16 protein-coding genes and 1 pseudogene are annotated in these 18,674 nt (G+C 71.5%); 12 read left to right on the top strand and 5 right to left on the bottom strand.

Annotation, left to right across the window (positions count from 1 at the left end):
- The first annotated feature begins 21 nt into the window (after window positions 1-21).
- From ACFV9W_RS01860 to ACFV9W_RS01845, 4 genes are all read left to right on the top strand, one after another.
- Window positions 22-1,467: a glyceraldehyde-3-phosphate dehydrogenase gene (locus tag ACFV9W_RS01860; RefSeq protein ID WP_385754436.1), complete on the top strand. Its 1,446-nt coding sequence runs from the start codon at window positions 22-24 to the stop codon at window positions 1,465-1,467.
- A gap of 345 nt (window positions 1,468-1,812) precedes the next feature.
- On the top strand, window positions 1,813-2,736 hold the full coding sequence (locus ACFV9W_RS01855) for a TauD/TfdA dioxygenase family protein (protein WP_385754897.1): 924 nt from the start codon (window positions 1,813-1,815) through the stop codon (window positions 2,734-2,736).
- Window positions 2,737-2,870: 134 nt separating this feature from the next.
- Window positions 2,871-4,040 carry a sensor histidine kinase gene (locus ACFV9W_RS01850; protein WP_385754433.1) on the top strand — a complete coding sequence of 390 codons (1,170 nt, stop codon included), beginning with the start codon at window positions 2,871-2,873 and terminating at the stop codon, window positions 4,038-4,040.
- On the top strand, window positions 4,037-4,687 hold the full coding sequence (locus tag ACFV9W_RS01845) for a response regulator (protein WP_385754430.1): 651 nt from the start codon (window positions 4,037-4,039) through the stop codon (window positions 4,685-4,687). The genes ACFV9W_RS01850 and ACFV9W_RS01845 overlap by 4 nt, the downstream gene beginning before the upstream one ends.
- 10 nt (window positions 4,688-4,697) lie before the next feature.
- Here the strand turns inward: ACFV9W_RS01845 and ACFV9W_RS01840 are convergent, their stop codons facing one another.
- The gene (locus tag ACFV9W_RS01840) at window positions 4,698-5,624 is read right to left on the bottom strand and encodes a LysR family transcriptional regulator (protein ID WP_385754428.1); all 927 of its coding nucleotides are present in this window, start codon (window positions 5,622-5,624) and stop codon (window positions 4,698-4,700) included.
- A 71-nt stretch (window positions 5,625-5,695) separates the two neighbouring features.
- Here ACFV9W_RS01840 and ACFV9W_RS01835 point away from each other — a divergent pair, with 71 nt between their 5' ends.
- The 4 genes from ACFV9W_RS01835 to ACFV9W_RS01820 all read left to right on the top strand — a co-directional run bounded on the left by ACFV9W_RS01835 (window position 5,696) and on the right by ACFV9W_RS01820 (window position 9,771).
- Window positions 5,696-6,295 (top strand): short chain dehydrogenase, encoded by a 600-nt coding sequence (locus tag ACFV9W_RS01835; RefSeq protein ID WP_385754425.1) that lies wholly within the window; start codon window positions 5,696-5,698, stop codon window positions 6,293-6,295.
- Entirely contained in the window at window positions 6,292-7,245 is a 954-nt protein-coding gene (locus tag ACFV9W_RS01830; RefSeq protein WP_385754422.1) for a DMT family transporter, read from the top strand. The genes ACFV9W_RS01835 and ACFV9W_RS01830 overlap by 4 nt, the downstream gene beginning before the upstream one ends.
- A gap of 80 nt (window positions 7,246-7,325) precedes the next feature.
- Window positions 7,326-9,440 (top strand): MMPL family transporter, encoded by a 2,115-nt coding sequence (locus tag ACFV9W_RS01825; protein WP_385754419.1) that lies wholly within the window; start codon window positions 7,326-7,328, stop codon window positions 9,438-9,440.
- 67 nt (window positions 9,441-9,507) lie between these two features.
- Complete coding sequence (locus ACFV9W_RS01820) at window positions 9,508-9,771, top strand: hypothetical protein (RefSeq protein WP_385754416.1); 264 nt, start codon at window positions 9,508-9,510, stop codon at window positions 9,769-9,771.
- A gap of 201 nt (window positions 9,772-9,972) precedes the next feature.
- On the opposite strand, the gene ACFV9W_RS01815 is transcribed toward ACFV9W_RS01820, so the two are convergent.
- The 4 genes from ACFV9W_RS01815 to ACFV9W_RS01800 form a co-directional block, all read right to left on the bottom strand.
- Entirely contained in the window at window positions 9,973-10,461 is a 489-nt protein-coding gene (locus tag ACFV9W_RS01815; protein WP_385754413.1) for a thioesterase family protein, read from the bottom strand.
- Complete coding sequence (locus ACFV9W_RS01810) at window positions 10,458-11,438, bottom strand: 3-hydroxyacyl-CoA dehydrogenase NAD-binding domain-containing protein (protein ID WP_385754410.1); 981 nt, start codon at window positions 11,436-11,438, stop codon at window positions 10,458-10,460. The genes ACFV9W_RS01815 and ACFV9W_RS01810 overlap by 4 nt, the downstream gene beginning before the upstream one ends.
- A 52-nt stretch (window positions 11,439-11,490) precedes the next feature.
- Complete coding sequence (locus ACFV9W_RS01805; protein ID WP_385754407.1) at window positions 11,491-12,381, bottom strand: 3-keto-5-aminohexanoate cleavage protein; 891 nt, start codon at window positions 12,379-12,381, stop codon at window positions 11,491-11,493.
- A gap of 76 nt (window positions 12,382-12,457) precedes the next feature.
- Window positions 12,458-13,306: a TetR family transcriptional regulator C-terminal domain-containing protein gene (locus ACFV9W_RS01800; RefSeq protein ID WP_385754404.1), complete on the bottom strand. Its 849-nt coding sequence runs from the start codon at window positions 13,304-13,306 to the stop codon at window positions 12,458-12,460.
- A gap of 264 nt (window positions 13,307-13,570) precedes the next feature.
- On the opposite strand from ACFV9W_RS01800, the gene ACFV9W_RS01795 reads away from it, so the two are divergent.
- The 4 genes and pseudogenes from ACFV9W_RS01795 to ACFV9W_RS01780 all read left to right on the top strand — a co-directional run bounded on the left by ACFV9W_RS01795 (window position 13,571) and on the right by ACFV9W_RS01780 (window position 18,660).
- A complete protein-coding gene (locus tag ACFV9W_RS01795) occupies window positions 13,571-15,328 on the top strand; it encodes a histidine kinase (RefSeq protein WP_385754401.1) in 1,758 nt (585 codons plus the stop codon).
- Window positions 15,319-15,963 (top strand): LuxR C-terminal-related transcriptional regulator, encoded by a 645-nt coding sequence (locus ACFV9W_RS01790; protein WP_385754398.1) that lies wholly within the window; start codon window positions 15,319-15,321, stop codon window positions 15,961-15,963. The genes ACFV9W_RS01795 and ACFV9W_RS01790 overlap by 10 nt, the downstream gene beginning before the upstream one ends.
- Before the next feature lie 331 nt (window positions 15,964-16,294).
- A pseudogene (locus ACFV9W_RS01785) lies at window positions 16,295-17,810 on the top strand (long-chain fatty acid--CoA ligase).
- Between the two features lie 85 nt (window positions 17,811-17,895).
- Window positions 17,896-18,660, top strand: coding sequence for a sulfite exporter TauE/SafE family protein (locus ACFV9W_RS01780; protein ID WP_385754396.1), 765 nt, complete (start codon window positions 17,896-17,898; stop codon window positions 18,658-18,660).
- Window positions 18,661-18,674 lie beyond the last annotated feature (14 nt).

The following is an 18,674-nucleotide window of genomic DNA, read 5'->3' as shown; positions in this document are numbered from 1 at the left end:
CCTAGCTCGAAAGAGACGCACGTGACTGTCAACGACGACTCGTTCACCAACTGGAAGCACCGCGAGGAGACCGCGGAGGCAATGATCCCGATCATCGGGAAGCTGCACCGCGAGCGGGACGTGAACGTCCTGCTGCACAGCCGCTCCTTGGTGAACAAGTCGGTGGTCAGCCTGCTCAAGGCCCACCGATTCGCCCGCCAGATCGCCGGCGAGGAGCTCTCGGTCACCGAGACGATGCCCTTCCTGAAGGCTCTCGCCGAGCTCGACCTCGGGCCCTCCCAGATCGACCTCGGCATCCTCGCCATGACGTACAAGACCGACGACCGGGGCTTGAGCGTCGAGGAGTTCACCGCCGAGGCCGTCGCCGGTGCCACCGGAGCCCTGAAGCTGGAGCGCGGTGAGGGCCGCGATGTCGTCCTCTACGGCTTCGGCCGCATCGGCCGCCTCGTCGCCCGCCTGCTCATCGAGAAGGCGGGGTCCGGCAACGGCCTGCGCCTGCGCGCCATCGTGGTGCGCGGCGGCGGTGAGCAGGACCTCGTGAAGCGTGCCTCGCTGCTGCGCCGCGACTCGATCCACGGCCAGTTCCAGGGCACGATCACCGTTGACGAGGCGAACAGCACGATCAACGCCAACGGCAACGCGATCAAGGTGATCTACGCCAACGACCCGTCGGAGATCGACTACACGGCGTACGGCATCAAGGACGCCATCCTGATCGACAACACCGGCAAGTGGCGCGACCGCGCGGGCCTCTCCGAGCACCTGCGTCCCGGTATCGACAAGGTCGTCCTCACCGCGCCCGGCAAGGGTGACGTGCCGAACATCGTGCACGGCGTCAACCACGACACGATCAAGCCGGACGAGCAGATCCTGTCCTGCGCCTCCTGCACCACGAACGCGATCGTGCCGCCGCTCAAGGCGATGGCCGAGGAGTACGGCGTGGAGCGCGGTCACGTGGAGACCGTCCACTCGTTCACGAACGACCAGAACCTGCTGGACAACTACCACAAGGCCGACCGTCGCGGCCGCTCCGCGCCGCTCAACATGGTCATCACCGAGACGGGCGCCGCCTCCGCCGTCGCGAAGGCCCTGCCGGACCTCAAGGCGCCGATCACCGGCTCCTCGATCCGCGTGCCCGTCCCCGACGTCTCGATCGCGATCCTCAGCCTGCGGCTGGGCCGCGAGACCACTCGCGACGAGGTCCTCGACCACCTGCGCGACGTCTCGCTGAACTCGCCGCTGCGCCGCCAGATCGACTTCACGGACTCGCCGGACGCGGTCTCCAGCGACTTCCTCGGCTCGCGGCACGCCTCGATCGTCGACGCGGGCGCGACCAAGGTCGACGGCGACAACGCGATCCTCTACCTCTGGTACGACAACGAGTTCGGCTACTCGTGCCAGGTGATCCGCGTCGTCCAGCACGTCTCCGGCGTCGAGTACCCGACGTTCCCGGCGCCCACCGCCTGACGTACGGCACATGTCCCGAGGCCGGTCCCGCATCGTGCGGGGCCGGCCTCGCGGCACTTGACGGGATGATCAAGTGGGGCGCAGGATGGGGCACATGTTGACGTCTCGCACCCTCGCATCCGGAACGGCCCCCGTTCCGGACCGATGTGGTTGCGGGCGCAGCGGCTTGTAGCGGGCTTGTAGACCCCTCGCCGCCTGTCCCGTACGTCTCGTAGCAGTCGGCGCCCTGTCGCAGGGTGTCGGCCACCCACGTTCCGCACGTACGGATCTCTCTCACGTTCAGCGTGTTCAGCGCGTTCCCCCGTCACCGCGTGCCTGTGGAGGCTCCCCTTGTCCGTGACCGAAATGCCCCCTTCTCTCTCGCTGCGCCCCGCCCAGATTCCCGCCGACGGCCTCTACGAGGGGCGCCGCGTGCTGCGCCGCATGCCCGAGGACTGGCAGGACCGCCCCTACGAGCTGTTCGAGCTCGTCCCGCAGGGCGCCACCATCGGCGCCGAGATCCGCGGCCTCGACCTGAGCCGGCCGCTCTCCCCGGAGCTGCGCGAGGAGCTGAACCGGGCCCTGCTCGAATGGAAGGTCCTCTTCTTCCGCGGCCAGCACCTCACCAGCGAGAGCCAGCGCGACTTCGCCCGCAACTGGGGCGAGTTGGAGACCAATCCGCTCCTGGAGCGCGGCGACAGCGAGGACGTCGTCCGCTTCGACAAGGGCGCGGGCGGTGTCCCCAGCTACGAGAACGTGTGGCACACCGACGTCACCTTCCGCGAACGCCCCGCCCTCGGCGCCGTGCTGCAGCTGCGCGAGGTACCGCCGTTCGGCGGCGACACCATGTGGGCCGACATGGCGGCCGCGTACGACAACCTCTCGGACGAGGTGAAGGCGCGTATCGAGGGCGCCGAGGCCGAGCACGACTTCCTGCCCGGCTTCCGCCGCTTCTACGGTCCCGAACGGCTCGCCCAGTGGCAGGAGTTGTTCCCGCCGGTCACCCACCCCGTCGTGCGCCGCCACCCGGAGACCGGGCGCCGCATGCTCTTCGTGAACACGTCCTTCACCACCCGGATCCTCGGCATGGAGCGTGCCGAGAGCGACCGGCTGCTGCGGCTTCTGTACCAGCAGGCCCACGTGCCGGAGTTCCAGGTCCGGTTCCACTGGCAGCCGGGCGACATCGCCTTCTGGGACAACCGCGCCACCCAGCACTACGCGGTGGCCGACTACGGCGACGCCCGCCGGGTCGCCGAACGCGTCGCCATCGCGGGGGACCGGCCCTTCTAGGGAACTCTTCCGGTCCGGTGCGGGCGGCCCGAAATCCCTCTCGCCGGTGAGGTGTTGACCGGGTCGCCCCTCGATACTGGCCCCGCGGAGCCGACGCCGCTCCGCGCAGGGACCAGGCCACGAGGAGCCGCACCATGCGTCTGCCGCGCCGCACCAGCCCGTACCTCGTCGACGGGGCGCTGGCCGCCCTCGTCCTGTTCGCCGTCTCCCTGCAGTTCCTGTTCCCCGACGAGGGCGACGACCCACTGTCCTGGCAGGGCTTCCTGCTGGGCGCGGGCACGGCAGTGCCTCTGGTGTGGCGCAGGCGCGCGCCGATCCTGTGCGCTAGCGCGATCTCGTGCGCCACCCCGGCCATGGCGCTGTACCACGCGCCGCCGCCCGACGTCGTCTACGGCGGGCTCGTCGTGCTCTTCACGCTGGCGGCCTACGCGGAGCCCGCGCCGCGCCGCCTCATGCTCGTCGGCTGGGTGATCGGCGCCTCGGCGACGATGTCCATGAAGGAGCACGCCGCACCCTTCGAGTACGCCTTCCACCTGCTCAGCCTCCTCAGCGCCTACGGATTCGGGCTCCTCGCCCGCACCCAGCGCGCGTACACCGCCGCCCTGGAGGAGCGCGCCCGCGCCCTGGAACGGGAGCGCGAGATCGACCGGGACCGCGCCGTCACCAGCGAACGCGCCCGGATCGCCCGCGACATGCACGACGTGGTCGGCCACGCGGTCAGCCTGATGGTCGTCCAGGCCGAGGCGGGCCCCGTCGTCGTGCGCAGCAACCCCGCGCGCGCCGAGGCGGCGTTCGACGCGATAGCGGGCGCCGGCCGCGAGGCGATGCAGCAACTCCGCCTGATCCTGGGCGTGTTGACGGACCCGGGAAACGGCACGGGCGGCCTGGAGGCCCCCGTCCCCGGCCTCGCCCGCCTCCCCGACCTGATCCGCCAGGTGTCCGCGACCACCGGCGTGGCCGTGACCCTGCACACCACGGGCCACCCCCGCCCCATCGGCGCCGAAACGGAGACCGCCGCGTACCGCATCGTCCAGGAAGCACTGACCAACACGGTCAAGCACGCGTACGCTGCCCGGGCGGACGTACAACTCGACTGGGGGGACACGGAGTTGGCGATCACCGTGACGGACGACGGAACCGGCGGCGCGCACGCGGCCGGTGCCGGACGTGGCCTCGTCGGCATCGAGGAACGCGCCGCGGCCTGCGGCGGCAGCGCGCACAGCGGCCCTGGCCCGCACGGCGGATTCCGGGTGAGTGCCCGACTGCCCGCGACGGCCCGGCAGGCCGCCGAAAGGGCGCCATGAGCATCCGCGTCGTGGTCGCCGACGACCAGGAACTGGTGCGCAGCGGCTTCACCATGATCCTCGACGCGCAGCCCGACATCGAGGTGGTCGCCGAGGCGGCCGACGGTGCCGAGGCCGTCACCGCCGTGCGCCGCCACGCCCCGGACGTCCTCCTCCTCGACATCCGCATGCCGCACATGGACGGCATCGAAGCGGCGCGCCGCGTCTGCGAACAGTCCAGCTGCCGGGTCGTCATGCTGACGACGTTCGACCTCGACGAGTACGTCTACGAGGCCCTGTACGCGGGCGCGTCCGGCTTCCTCCTGAAAGACGTCCGCCGCGACGACCTCGTGCACGCGGTCCGCGTCGTGGCGGCGGGCGACTCCCTCCTCGCGCCGTCCGTGACCCGCCGCCTCGTCGCCGACGTCACCCGCCGAAGGCCCAAGTCCCCGCAGCTGCCCACCCTTTCGGCCCTCACGGCCCGCGAGACGGAAACCCTGCGCCACCTCGCCCGCGGCCTCACCAACGCGGAGATCGCCGCGACCCTCCACGTCAGCGAACACACCGTCAAGACCCACGTCAGCAACGTCCTGAGCAAACTCCACCTGCGCGACCGCGTCCAGGCGGTCATCTGTGCGTACGAGTCGGGGTTGGTGGCGCCGGGATAGGTGGTTCCGATCAGCTCAACCCCTGTGTTTTCTCACCGTGGTTGAGGCTGAACGGTGGGGTGTTGGTCTGAAGAAGCCGGTCGAAATAGTCGCGGGCGAACCGGGCGAAGTCGAGCACCTGCGGGTGCGGGTCGCCGGCGGGCCAGGCGAGGGCGACCTCCACCCGCGGAGAGTCCTCGATCGCCACGTAGGCCACGTCGGGGGCCTGGTGGTTGTACGTGGTGGCTTCCGCGGTCACGCCCACCGCATCGCCGACGGAGATCCGGGTCAGCCATTCGTCGGTGTTCGCCACGCTGATCGTGCGCGGGGCGCGGCCGGTGTGGTCCCACAGGTGGTCGGTCACCGTGGGCGCGGTCGAGCAGACGGCGAGGGGTCCTTCGGCCAGTTCGGGCAGCGTGACGGTGTTCCTCCCCGCCCGTGGGTCGTCCGTGGCGATCGCCGCCACCAGCCGCTCCGTGAACAGGGTGGCCACCGCGAGGTCGGGCTGAGGTTCCGGCAACGGTGACGTCCTGCGGACGAGGGCCGCGTCGATGGCACCGCGCCGGAGGGCCTCCAACGGGTCGCGCGGGCGGCTGAGTTCGACCGCTCCGGCCCGGGCCCGCCGCCACTCCTGGAGCAGCGGGACCGTGTGACGGCCGAAGCCGGCCCAGGCCCAGCCGAGCCGCAGTGGGGCCTCCGCCCGGCCCAGATCGTCCAGCGCGCTGGTGAGCGAGGCGAGCAGGTCGCGCGCGGTCGCGGAGAAGCGGCGCCCGGCCGGAGTGAAGGACATCTCCCGAGTCGTCCGCTCGACCAACCGCACGCCGGTGATCTCTTCAAGCTGTGTGATCGTCCGCGACAGGGTCGGCTGCGTCGTGCCCAGTACGGCCGCGGCGGTCGTGAACGTGTCGGATTCGGCCAGGGCGACCAGGGCGCGCAGATGTCGCAGCTCCACATCCATACGCCCAGCGTATAACAGGTGGTGCGTCGGCGTATTTCCCTCCCGAGCACGCCGGAATCTAGCTTCGGGGCATGCGAATCGTTCTCGTAGGTGCAGCAGGAAAAGCAGGCCGGGCCGTCCACGAGCTGATGGGCGCGCGGGGCCACGACATCGTCACCGTCGGCCGGACGTCCGGGGACGTCCGGTGCGACATCTCCGACCAGGAGCAGCTGGCACGGATGTGGGAGCGGGTCGGGCAGGTCGACGCCGTCGTCTCGGCGGCCGGGGACGTGCCCTACGCGCCGCTCGGCGAACTCCGTTCCGAGGACTTCGAGTCGGCCTGGCGGCAGAAGGCGCTCGCGCAGATCGACCTCGTCCGCACCGGCCTGGGCCATGTGTCCGAACGCGGCTCGTTCACGCTGATCAGCGGGATCCCCTCGCGCGACCCGGTCGTGTCCGGGGCCGCCGCGGCGACCGTCAACGGCGCCGTCGAGGCGTTCGTCCGCGCGGCGGCGATCGAGATCGCCCCGCGGCGGATCAACGTGATCAGCCCGTCGGTGTTCACCGAGAGCCTGGACGACTTCGGCGACTTCTTCCCCGGCTTCGCCCCGGTCGGCCTGGCCGATGTCGCGCGCGGATTCCAGAAGGCGATCGAGGGCGCGGCCACCGGAGAGGTCGTCGCGCTCCCATGACCGCATCCCGCCGCGTGGCGATGGCGGCCTTCACCGCACTGGGGCTGGTCTGGGGCGTGAACTTCGTGTTCATGCACCTGGCCGCGCCGTTCATCAGCCCCGCGCAGACGACACTGCTGCGCGTGGCGTTCGGTGTCGTGCCCATTCTGGTCTTCGCCCTGGTCACGCGGTCCCTGGCGTGGCGGCACCTGCGGCACGTCCCGCATTTCGCCGTGCAAGCGGTGCTGGCCACGGGCTTCTACTACTACGCCTACGCGGCCGGCACGTACCGCCTCGACAGCGGCATCGCGGGTGCGCTGAGCGGATCGATCCCGCTGTTCGCCTCCGTCGCCGCCGTCCTGGTGTTCCGCACGGAGCCGTTCACCGCACGCAAGGCGATCGGCGTGGCCGCAGGGGCGGTCGGCGTGGTGACGCTGGCCCGCCCCTGGGCCGCCGACGAGATCGACACCGCCGGGCTCGCGTGGATGCTGCTCGGCTCCGCCGGCCTGGGGGCCTCGTTCGGCTACACGCGCCGGTTCATCAGCCCGCTGGGCATCCCCGCGGCGGCCTCGGCGACGTACCAGATGCTCCTCGCGACACTCGGCCTTGCCCTGGTCACCGACCTGCACGGGATCACCGCCATCGCCCGGGACCCGGCCGCGCTGACCGGCGTCGCCCTCGGGCTCGGCGTCATCGGCACCGGATTCGCCTTCGTCTGCTACTACGTCGCCGTGGCCGGACTCGGCGCCCTGACCGCGTCGACCGCGACGTACATCCCACCCGTGGTGGCCCTGGCCATCGGCGTCGGCCTGCTCGGCGAACCACTCCACGCCACCACGGTCGTCGCGATCGCCCTCATCCTGTGCGCCGCCGTCCTCACGCAGGCAGTGTGCGGCGGGCGCCCGTCGGCCGGCCCTCACCCGCGCGACCCATGCCGCCCGCCCCGCCTCCCTCCCGCGCGGGAGCCGTGAACCGTTCGCACCGGCGATCCGCCGCACCCCGTGCGCGGCGACGCTGACGGTGACCCATCGGAACCCTCCGAGGAGGCGCCGTGCTCAGCGCACTCGCCCGGGCGGCGACCCGCCGCCCCCGTACCGTGATCCTCACCTGGATCGCCCTGATCGTGCTCGGTTTCGGGCTCGGCACCGGTGTCTTCGGCCGGCTCTCCGACTCGGTCCCCGACGTGCCGGGCACCGAGTCCGACCGCACCGCCGAACTCCTCGACGACATCGACCCGCGCGGCGAATCCCTCAGCGCCGTCGTCGAGGCGCCGCGCGTCGCCGATCCCGCGCTGCGCGGGCACGTCGAAGAGGCCGTCACCGACCTGCGGCGCGTTCCTGGCGTCGCCGCCGTTCCCGACCCGTACGCCACCAAGGGCCTGGCCTCCGAGGACGGCCGCGCGCTCATCGTGTCCGTCACCCTGAAGGGCGGCCTCGACGACGACGCGGAGGAGGGGACCGTCGACGCCGTCGCGGAACGTGTCAAGGAGATCGATGGTGCCGACGTGTACGTCAGTGGTGGGCCGCTGCTCGGCCGGCAGCTCGGTGAACGGGCCCAAGAGGACGTCCAGCGTGCCGAGTTGATATCCTTGCCCGTGGTGCTCGGACTGCTTCTGCTGATCTTCGGTGGGCTGCGTGCGGCCGGTCTTCCGCTGCTCGTCGCGGTGAGCGGTGTGGCGGGCGCGTTCCTCGCCCTGTTCGGGTTCAGCCAGGTCACCGAGATCTCCGTGTACGTGAACCAGGTGACGACCATGCTCGGGCTCGGCCTCGCCGTGGACTACGCGCTGCTGATGGTGATGCGGTTCCGGGAGGAACGCCGGACGAGCGCGGACGTCGTCGAGGCCGTGCACCGCACCGTCGAACGCGCGGGCCGCACCATCCTCTTCTCCGGGCTCACCGTCGCCGTCAGCCTCAGCGGACTGCTCGTCTTCCCGAGCCCGTTCCTGCGCAGCATGGGCCTGGCCGTGGCCGCCGTCGTGGTCGTCGACATGCTCGCCGCGCTGACGCTGCTGCCCGCCCTGCTCACCCGGTTCGGCGGCCGCATCGCCCCGTCCAAGCCGCGCGCATCCGGCGAGGAGGGCCGCGTCTTCGCCCGCCTCGCCCGGTTCTCGGCCCGCCGCCCCATCGCCGTGACGACGGTCAGCGTCCTCGCCCTGCTCACCCTCGCGCTCCCGGTCGCGAACCTGCGCATCGACATCGGCGACGCCCGCCAACTCCCCGCCTCCACCGAGGCCCGACAGCTGTACGACACCGTGAACGCGCACTACCCGGCAGGGGTCGGCGTCGACCCGATCGTGGTCGTGGCACGCCCCGGAACCGACCCCGCCTTCGAGACCCGCGTCAAGGCGCTGGACGGCGTCGCGTCGTCCGAGACACAGACCCTCGACGACGGAACCCGCGTCCTGCACGTCACCCCGGCAGGCTCGGTCGACGGGGACACGGCCACTCAACTCGTTGAACAAGTACGGGAGTTGCGCGGTGGCGATCCGGTGAGTGTGGCGGGTGTCGCCGCCCGGCTCGTCGACTTCCGGCAGATGCTCGCCGACCGCGCCCCCTGGGCCGCGCTCACCGTCCTCGCCGGCATCCTGGCCCTGCTCTTCGCCTACACCGGCTCGCTCCTCATCCCGCTGCGCACCGTCCTCACCACCCTGCTCAGCCTGGGCGCCGCACTCGGCGTGGTGGTCCTCGTCTTCCAGGACGGACACGCCGCGTCCTGGCTCGGCGGAGAGGGCCTCGGCGCGCTCAGCCTGACCGCGCCCCCGCTCATCGTCGCCATCGCCTTCGGGCTCGCCATGGACTACGAGCTGTTCATCCTCGCCCGGATGCGCGAGGCCTGGCGCGCGACAGGGGACGCGCAGGAAGCGGTCGTGACCGGGCTGCGCCGCTCGGGCCGCGTCGTGAGCTGCGCGGCACTGCTCCTGGCCGTCGTCTTCGGCGCCTTCATGACGGGAGGCTTCGCCCCCATCCTGGAGATTGGCCTCGGCCTCACCCTGGCGGTCGTGATCGACGCGACGATCGTACGGATGCTGCTCGTGCCCGCGAGCATGGCGCTGCTGGGCAAGCGCGCATGGTGGGCGCCGCGCCCGCTGCGCAGGCTGCACGAGCGGATCGACGTACGGGAGGAGGACGAGGCCCCGGCGGAACCCTTGGCGGCGCCGCGACAGTAGTTGCGTAGTGCTGACGGCGGGGGCGGTGCGCCCGTGCCCTCGCCGAACCGTGATCGTTGGGCGGGGCATGCACACCACCACGAAGCGCCTTGCCGCCGCTCTCTTCCTGGCCGCCTCAGCGGCGTCCCTCGCCACTCCTGCCGTGGCTGGTGACGCCGCTGACGGCGGCTTGGGCATGGCGAGCCCGGACGCGATCCCCGCGGAGGAGTCCTTGACCGCTCCTGCCTCCGCCGACAACGCCTCCGACGCGGACCCGGGTCTCGACCCCGCAAAGATTCTGACGACCGGCACCATCAGTTCGCAGGGGGCGCCGACCGACTTTCTGGGCTGACGCCGCCGCCTCACCGGACGGTGGGGACATGAGGGAGCCCCGTCGCGACGGGGGAGACACGACGGGGCCCAAGAAGGCGGGTGCCCCGATACGGGGTGGGTATGCGCGGTCGGCTCCGATCCGCGCCACGTCGTAGGCCACGAGGGCCCCGGACAACACGGTCCGGGGCCCTCGTATGACGTCAGGCGGTCGCGCGTCGCGTCAGACGACGGCGATCGACCGGCCCGCCCACTCCGGCGCGGGCTCCGTCAGCTCGGTGAAGCGGTCGCGGATCGCGGCCGGGAACTCGGCCGCCTTCCCCGCCTCCTGGTCGACGTGGATCGCGAGCAGCTCGGTGGTCGCCACCGGAGCCGCGTTCGGGGCGGGCTCGCCCGCCTCGTCGTCGACGACGAACATCTCGTGCGTGAAGCGCGCCTTCTTCGACGCGACGCCCAACACCCGTGTACGGATGGCGAGATGGGCGCTCTCGGGGACGTCACGCAGATAGCGGATGTGGGACTCGACCGTGTAGAGCGAGCAGTGGGTGGACTCCCGGTACGTCGAGTCCAGGCCCGTCTCGATCATCATGGCGTCGGTGGCGTGCCCGAAGGCGAGGACGTAGAACGCCTCGCTCATGTGACCGTTGTAGTCGATCCACTCGGGACGGACCGTGCGGTGCAGAAGCGGCAGGGCGGTGGTTGCGGTACTCATCGCGGGTCCGCCTTCCCGCTGCCGCTCTTGTTCAACCTGCCTGTGGCACGCAGCACATCGATGACGCCCTGGTCGCGCTCGGCGACGAGCTCGGCGATGGAACGGCCGTCCGCGGCGACATCGCAGCCCGCGACCACCGAGTCGTACAGCTGCTTGTCCAGCTCCGGGGCCTCCAGTCGCGTCCACGGCGACTTCAGGGACGGACCGAAGTGGTCCAGCATGTGCGCCATGCCGCCCTCGCCGCCCGCGAGCGCGAACGTCAGCATCGGGCCCATGAACGCCCAGCGCAGACCGGGGCCCTCGGTGATCGAGTCGTCGATCTCCTTCACCGTCGCCTCGCCGTTGGCGACCATGTGCAGCGCCTCGCGCCACAGGGCCTCCTGGAGCCGGTTGGCGATGAAGCCCGGCACCTCGCGGTCCATGGAGATGACCGACTTGCCCGCGACCTCGTAGAAGCGGGACGCCCAGGCGCTGGCGTCGGCGTCGGTCTTCTCGCCGCCGACGACCTCGACCAGCGGGATCAGGTACGGCGGGTTGAACGGGTGGCCGACGACCAGGCGCGCGGGGTTCGCGGCAGTGGTCTGCATGTCGGTCATCGGGTAGCCGGAGGTCGACGAGGCGATGACGACGCCCTCCGGGGCCGCGGCGTCGAGCCGGGACAGCAGGTCGCGCTTGAGGTCGAGGTCCTCGGGGGCGCTCTCCTGCACGAACTCGGCGTCGGCGACGGCCTCTTCGAGCGTCGGGGCGACCGTGAGGCGGTCGCGGGAGGCGCCGTCGGCGAGGCCCATCTCGGTGAGGGCGGGCCAGGCGGCGTCGACCAGGCGGCGCAGCTTCTGCTCGGCGTCCGGGGCGGGGTCCCAGGCCTTCACGTCGTAGCCGCGTGCGAGGAAGTGGGCGACCCAGCCGCCGCCGATGACGCCGGCTCCGACGCAGGCGACCCGGCGGACGTCCTCGGGAGCGGTGAGGGGGGAGGTCATGAGGGTGATGTTGCCTTCCGGTGATGCGGGTGGGGGAGCGGGGCGCGGAGCTTCAGGAACGCGGCTTGAGGCCGAGCATCGCGCGGGCCTCGTCCGGCGTCGCGACGCGCGAGCCGAGGGACTCCGTGATGGTCACGGCGCGCTCGACGAGCTGCGCGTTGGTCGCCTTGTTGCCCTTGCCGAGGTAGAGGTTGTCCTCCAGGCCGACGCGGGCGTGCCCGCCGAGCAGGATCGACTGCGCCACCCACGGCATCTGCATGCGGCCGAGCGCGAAGCTGGCGAACTGGGCGCCCTCCGGCAGCATGTTGACCATCGACTGGAGCACGCCCGGGTCGGCCGGGGCGCCCCACGGGATGCCCATGCACAGCTGGAACACGGTCGGGTCGTCGAGCAGGCCCTCGGCGAGGAGCTGCTTGGCGAACCACAGCTGGCCGGTGTCGAAGATCTCCAGCTCGGGCCGCACACCGAGCTCCTGGATGCGCTTGGCGCCCTGGCGCAGCATGTCGGGCGTCGACACGTACAGGTTCGAGCCGTCGCCGAAGTTCAGCGAGCCGCAGTCGAGCGTGCAGATGTCGGGCAGCAGCTCCTCGACGTGCGGCAGCCGGTCGAGGCCGCTGACGAGGTCGGTGCCGGGCAGGTGGTTGAGCGGCTCGTTCGGGTCGATCACCAGGTCGCCGCCCATGCCGGCGGTCAGGTTGATGACGACGTCGGTGCCGGTCTCCTTGATCCGCTCGACGACCTCGCGGTACAGCTTCGTGTCGCGCGAGGGGTCACCGGTCTCGGGGTCCCGTACGTGGATGTGCACGACGGCGGCACCCGCGTCGGCCGCCTCGACGGCGTTCTTGGCGATCTGCTCCGGGGTGACGGGCACGTGCGGGCTGCGGCGCACGGTGTTGCCGGCGCCGGTGAGAGCGGCGGTGATGATGACGTTTTCGTTGGGCATAGGGGGACCTCCCATGTGTTTCGAACGGCTGGGCAATTGAGGCAGCGGGGTCCGGGGCAGAGCCCCGCGGCGTCGGCTACGGGTTCGCGATCACGCTGTCCACGTAAGAAGTCAGCGCCGCGTGCATCGCATCCGCGGCCGACCCGAACGACTCCCGGCTCACCGACAGGACCTGCGTGGCAAGCCCGTCGATCAGCGCGGTCAGCGCGAACGCAGCCGCCCCGGGGTCGACGGACGAGCGGAACACGCCCTGGTCGACACCACGACGCAGAACGTCCGCGACGGTCTCCCGCCACTGCCGGTAGTACTCGGTGTGCAGCCGCCCCACCGTCGTGGAGCGCGCGGCCTCGGCCCACAGGTCGAGCCACACCTTCCACTGGCGCCGCTGCTGGTCGGTGCGCGGCGTCTGCAGCTCGATGAGCTGGCGCAGCTCCGCCGCCGCGTCGTCCGCCTCCGCGAGGTGGGCGGCGCGGCGCGCGGTGTCCTCGTCCATGCACCAGCGCACGGAGGCCTCCAGGAGGTCCGCGCGGCCGGGGAAGTGGTAGTGGATCGCGGCGGTGCTGGTGGCGCAGGCGCGGGCGATGTCGGAGACCCGCACCGCGTGGAAGCCGTTCTCGGCGACGAGCCGGACCGTCTCCTGGACGATCTGCAGCGGCCGACCGCCCTCCACGGGCGCCGGTGCCTCGACCTCGGCCTCCTGGGGCCGCGCGCCGAGCAGCCAGCCCGGGTCGACGCGCGCCTCGTCGGCGATCCGTGCCAGCTCGGCCACCGTGAAACGGCGGGTGCCGCTCAGGGAGCGGGAGAGCTTCGACGGATCCATGACGATGCGGCGCGCGAACTCGCGCTGGCTGACACCGGCCGCCGTGATGACCTCACGGACGCGGGCGGCGGTGTCGGCAGGGGTTGCCTCGTTGCTGGATTCCACGGGGCACGACCCTAACCATGCGTTGAGAAGAACACAACACGGGCGACCTGTTTCCTGGGATAACCCTGGCCATTGAGCCTCTGACTTGCTCATCAGTCACCACCGCAACAGGCCGCAACGACAAGTCGGCGCCCAGGCGCCCCAGTGACCGCAAAACCCCTCAGTGACCCCATCGGCCCCCGGTGATCCCCCAGTGACTCCGAGTACGACCGCACGCCCCGCTCGATTACCCCGCCCCACCCCCGGATGCCTTAACGTGTGGCCGTGGACAGTCAGGGTGAGCGGGCGGTTCGGCTGCGCCTGACCGGGGCCGCGGCCCTCGCCGCAGTATCGGGAGTGGTGGGCGCGTGGGCGTACGCGCGCAGCGGCGCGTCCGCGGGCGACCTCGTCCGGGATCTCGCGGTGGGCTGGGCGTACGCGGTCGCCGGCATCCTCGCCTGGCGGCGCAGGCCCGCCAACCACACCGGGCGCCTGATGGTGCTCGAAGGCATCACCTGGTTCCTCGGCAACCTCCAGGGCACCGCGGTGCCCGCGCTCTTCGCCTTCGGCGCCTGGTGGGAGGCGCTGAACATGGCGGTCCTCCTGCACCTCATCCTGTCGTTCCCCGAAGGCCGCCTCACCACCGTCCTCACGCGCCGCCTGGTCCAGGCCGCGTACGGGCTCGTCGCCATCGGCGGACTCGTGCGCACGCTCCTGTTCGACCCGGCGGCCCATGGCGGGGCGACGTACCTGGACTGCCGCGACTGCGGGCCGAACCTGCTGCACGTGCCCGCCTGGGACGGGCTCTTCGGCCCGTTCGACGCCGTCTACCACGCGGCGGGCTGGGTCCTCTCGGTCGTCGCCGCCGTCGCGATCGTGCTGCGCTGGCGGAACGCGTCCGCCGCCCGCAGGCGTGCCCTGCTGCCCGCCTGGATCGGCATCGGCGTCGCCACCGTGTTCCTCATGTGGGACATGCTGTTCTACGTAGTGCCCTGGTTCGGCGGCGTCGGCTCGGTGCCCGAACAGGCCGTCTACCTGCTGTCCGACCTCGCCCAGGTCGCCGTCCCCTTCGCCTTCCTCGCCGGACTGCTGCGCATGCGTCTGCAGCGCGCCGAGGTCAGCGGGCTCGTCATCGACATCGGCACCGACTCCGACCCGGCGCGCCTTCGCGAGGCGCTGGAGCGCGTCCTCGGCGACCCGACGCTGCGGCTCGGCCTGTGGGACGAGCGGCGCGGCGGCTACGTCGACGGCTCCGGCCGCGAGGTCGGCGCGGGCGGCTCGGGCGGCCGGACCCCGGTCGCCGCCGCCGACGGCCGCCCGCTCGCCCTGCTCCGCCACGACCCGGCGCTCGACGAGGACCCCGAACTCCTGCAGTCCGTGGCGGCCGCCCTGCGCCTCGCCCTGGAGAACGTCTGGCTGCGCACGCGCGCGAAGGACGTCGCCACCCGCATCGTGCAGGCCGCCGACGCCGAGCGCGGTCGCCTGGAGCGCGATCTGCACGACGGCGCGCAGACCCGCCTCGTCTTCGCCCTGATGTCCGTGCGGCGTGTGCAGAAGGGCCTCGCCGACCACCCGGACTCGACGCTGCGCGAGGCCGCCGACGAGGCGGAGACCAGCGTGCGGCAGGCCATCGCCGAACTCCGCGGCATCGCGCACGGCATCCACCCCGCCGTCCTCACCCGCGAGGGACTCGCCGCCGCGCTGAACGAGCTGGCGGAGGAGGCCACCGTGCCGGTCGTCGTCGCGGCCGAGTCCCGCCGCTACGACCCGCTCGTGGAGTCCACCGCGTACTTCACCGTCTGCGAGGCCCTCACCAACGCGGCCAAGCACGCCGGGGCCAGGGCCGTCAGCGTCTCCGCCCGGCACCAGGACGGGCGGCTCGTGGTGGAGACCGTGGACGACGGCGTCGGCGGCGTCGACCTCGCGCGCGGCACCGGGCTGCGCGGCCTCGCCGACCGGCTCGCAGCCGTCGACGGCGTACTGCACATCGACAGCCCCGCTGGGGGCGGAACCAGAATCAGGGCGGAGCTTCCGTGCGGGTGATCGTCGCCGAGGACTCGGCACTCCTTCGGCTGGGGATCGTACGGCTGCTGACCGACGAGGGAGTCGACGTCGTCGCCGAGTGCGCGGACACCGCGCCGCTGCTCGCCCTGGTCGCCGAGCACGCCCCGGACGCCGTACTGCTCGACATCCGTATGCCGCCCACCCATACCGACGAGGGCCTGGTCGCGGCGGCTGCCGTGCGTTCGGCGCACCCGGACGTCGGTGTGCTGCTGCTGTCCCAGTACGTGGAGACGACCGCGAGCGTGCGCTCGCTCGCCCAGCGGCCCGAGGGCTTCGGGTATCTCCTCAAGGATCGCGTCGCCGATGCGGAGGAGCTGTGCGGGGCGCTGAAGCGGGTGGCCGCGGGGGAGACCGTCGTCGATCCGAGCGTGGTCGCCCGCCTCATGAACGTGCCGCGCCCGCCGGGGCCGCTCGACGAACTCACCGGCCGCGAGCGCGATGTGCTCGCGCTGATGGCCGAGGGGCGCTCCAACGAGGCCATCGCGAACAAGCTGGTCATCGGCGGCAAGACGGTCGAGACGCACGTCCGCAACGTCTTCGCCAAGCTGAGCCTGGAGTCGGACCCCGCCGAGCACCGCCGCGTGATGGCGGTGCTGCGCTTCCTGCGCGGCTGATCCGCGCCTGCCCCCCTCGGGCGGAAGAGATTCCGGCTACCCGCTCCGGCGGACGACGCGCTACCCCCGTAGCCCCCGTACTTCCCCCGTGCGTCGTCCGCGGAGCGGTGCCGGACCTCCACAGTAGGCGGGCCGACCGGGGCGGACATCAGGGCCAGCCCTGAGATCCGGAAGTGACCCAGGGCACATACCGTCCGGTAGGGGTACGGGCGTAGAGTCCCACCAGGAGGGCAAAACTAGCGCCGCTAATTTAGTTGATCCGGTGCTGGGGCGCCCTTCCGACCTGGTCCACCGCCGCACCAGCAGTCAGTACGGAACGGAGCGCTACCCGATGGCCACTCTCTCGCTCGCCGCGATCCTCGCCGACAACGCCCGCCGGCACCCCGACAAGACAGCCCTCGTCGCGGGCGAACTGCGCAGCACCTTCGCCGAGCTGTGGCTCCAGGTCCGCAAGCAGGCCGCCGCCCTCACCGGCCTCGGCGTCCGCTCCGGCGACAAGATCGCGCTCATGGCGCCCAACACCGCCGAGTTCCCGCGCGCCTACTACGCGGCCATCGCGGCCGGCGCCGCCGTCGTCCCGGTCCATCTGCTCCTGTCGGCGCCCGAGGTCGAGCACGTCCTCAAGGACAGCGGCTCGACGCTTCTGCTGTGCCACCCGGCGCAGTTGGAGACCGGCCGGGCGGCAGCCGACGCCGTCGGCATCCGTACCGTCGCCCTCGGCGACGACGGCGAGCTGGAGAAGCTCACGCACGACGCCGAGCCCGTCGCCACGTACGCCACTCGCGACGCCGACGACCCGGCCGTCGTCTTCTACACGAGCGGCACCACCGGCGTCCCCAAGGGCGCCGTGCTCAGCCACTTCAACCTCGTGATGAACGCGACGGTGGAGGCCTTCGACTGCAACGAGCACAGCCCGAACGACATCGTCCTCGGCGCCCTGCCGCTCTTCCACGCCTTTGGCCAGACCGCCTCCATGCACGCCACCTGGCGCGCCGGCAAGACCCTCGTCCTGATGCCGCGCTTCGACGCCGCCAAGGCCGTCGAGCTGATGGTCCGCGAGGGCGTCACCGTCTTCCAGGGCGTGCCCACCATGTACGTGCATCTGCTCACGGCGGCCGAACAGGCGGACACGCTGCCGAAGTTGAGGGTCGCCGTCTCCGGCGGCGCCTCGCTGCCCGTCGCCGTCCTCGAACGCTTCCAGGAGCTCTTCGGCGCCCCCGTCCACGAGGGCTACGGGCTGAGCGAGACCTCGCCCGTCGCCGCCGTCAACCAGCCCTGGTACGGCGCCAAGGCGGGCACCATCGGCCACTCCATCTGGGGCGTCGACGTCGAGGTCGCCCGCGCCGAACTCGACGACCGCATCGAACTCCTCCCCACCGGCGAGCTCGGCGAGATCGTGGTCCGCGGCCACTGCGTCTTCTCCGGCTACCTGGGCCGTCCCGAACCAGACCGCGGAGGCCCTCGTCGACGGCTGGTTCCGCACCGGCGACCTCGGCACCAAGGACGAGGACGGCTACCTCCGCATCGTCGACCGCAAGAAGGACATCATCATCCGCGGCGGCTACAACGTCTATCCGCGCGAGGTCGAGGAGGTGCTCATGCACCACCCCGGCATCGACCATGTAGCCGTCATCGGCCTGCCCGACGACGTGCACGGCGAGGAGGTGTGCGCCGTCGTCGTAGCCAAGCCCGACGCCTCGCTGGACGCCGCCGAACTCACCGCGTGGGCCAAGGAGAACCTCGGCAAGCACAAGTACCCGCGCCGCGTGGAATTCACCGACCAACTGCCGCTCGGCCCGAGCATGAAGGTCCTCAAGCGCGAGCTGCGGGAGACGTACGCGGGCTGAGGGGGGGGAGGGGCTGCGTAACCCGTATCACCATGTGGCACCCCTGACGCCCGACAGGTAGTTGCGTCTAGCATCTGTTCTCGCCATGCACGACATATTCGGGATCACCCCCTGGGAGTTCTCCGCTCTGGCCGCCGCGGCCATGGTGGTGGGGTTCTCCAAGACCGCCGTCAGCGGCGCCAATACGGTCAGCCTCGCGGTCTTCGCCGCGATCCTGCCCGCGCGCGAGTCCACCGGGGTGCTGCTCCCCATCCTGATCTGCGGCGACATCCTCGCCGTGCTCACCTACAGGCGGCACGCCCACTGGCCCACCCTGTGGCGCCTGTTCCCGGCCGTCGGCGCGGGCGTCGTCCTCGGCACCGTCTTCCTCGGCTTCGCGGGGGACGGGGCCGTACGGATGTCGATCGGCGTGATCCTGCTCGTCATGGCGGGGGTGACGCTCTGGCGCCGCAAGCAGGCGGCCGCCGCCGAGGCCGAGTCGACGCAGAGCCGCGCGGCCCGCGTGAAGGCGGGCTCGTACGGGGTGCTCGGCGGCTTCACCACCATGGTCGCCAACGCGGGCGGCCCCGTGATGTCCATGTATCTGCTGTCGGCGGGCTTCAAGAAGCTCGGCTTCCTGGGCACCTCCGCGTGGTTCTTCCTCATCGTGAACTCCGCGAAGGTGCCGTTCAGCGTGGGCCTCGGCCTCATCGACGGCCGCTCGCTGCTCCTGGACGCCGCGCTCGCCGTGTTCGTCATCCCGGGCGCCATCATCGGCAAGGCGTGCGTGAACCGCATCAACCAGCGCCTCTTCGAGCAACTCGTCATCGCGGCGACGGTGTTGGGCGGCCTCCAACTCCTGCTGAACTGACGCCCTCTTGCTGA

This window comes from Streptomyces sp. NPDC059897, from assembly GCF_042730865.1.
GTDB lineage: Bacteria > Actinomycetota > Actinomycetes > Streptomycetales > Streptomycetaceae > Streptomyces.
Note: the sequence above shows the minus strand (reverse complement) of the source record. Positions and strands in the feature narration are given on the sequence as shown.

Coding starts and splice junctions, on each gene's coding strand:
- ACFV9W_RS01835 (WP_385754425.1), top strand. CDS start 5,696: ATGCGAATCGTTCTCGTAGGTGCAGCAGGAAAAGCAGGCCGGGCCGTC.
- ACFV9W_RS01840 (WP_385754428.1), bottom strand. CDS start 5,624: ATGGATGTGGAGCTGCGACATCTGCGCGCCCTGGTCGCCCTGGCCGAA.
- ACFV9W_RS01850 (WP_385754433.1), top strand. CDS start 2,871: ATGCGTCTGCCGCGCCGCACCAGCCCGTACCTCGTCGACGGGGCGCTG.
- ACFV9W_RS01830 (WP_385754422.1), top strand. CDS start 6,292: ATGACCGCATCCCGCCGCGTGGCGATGGCGGCCTTCACCGCACTGGGG.
- ACFV9W_RS01805 (WP_385754407.1), bottom strand. CDS start 12,381: ATGCCCAACGAAAACGTCATCATCACCGCCGCTCTCACCGGCGCCGGC.
- ACFV9W_RS01810 (WP_385754410.1), bottom strand. CDS start 11,438: ATGACCTCCCCCCTCACCGCTCCCGAGGACGTCCGCCGGGTCGCCTGC.
- ACFV9W_RS01845 (WP_385754430.1), top strand. CDS start 4,037: ATGAGCATCCGCGTCGTGGTCGCCGACGACCAGGAACTGGTGCGCAGC.
- ACFV9W_RS01780 (WP_385754396.1), top strand. CDS start 17,896: ATGCACGACATATTCGGGATCACCCCCTGGGAGTTCTCCGCTCTGGCC.
- ACFV9W_RS01815 (WP_385754413.1), bottom strand. CDS start 10,461: ATGAGTACCGCAACCACCGCCCTGCCGCTTCTGCACCGCACGGTCCGT.
- ACFV9W_RS01855 (WP_385754897.1), top strand. CDS start 1,813: ATGCCCCCTTCTCTCTCGCTGCGCCCCGCCCAGATTCCCGCCGACGGC.
- ACFV9W_RS01820 (WP_385754416.1), top strand. CDS start 9,508: ATGCACACCACCACGAAGCGCCTTGCCGCCGCTCTCTTCCTGGCCGCC.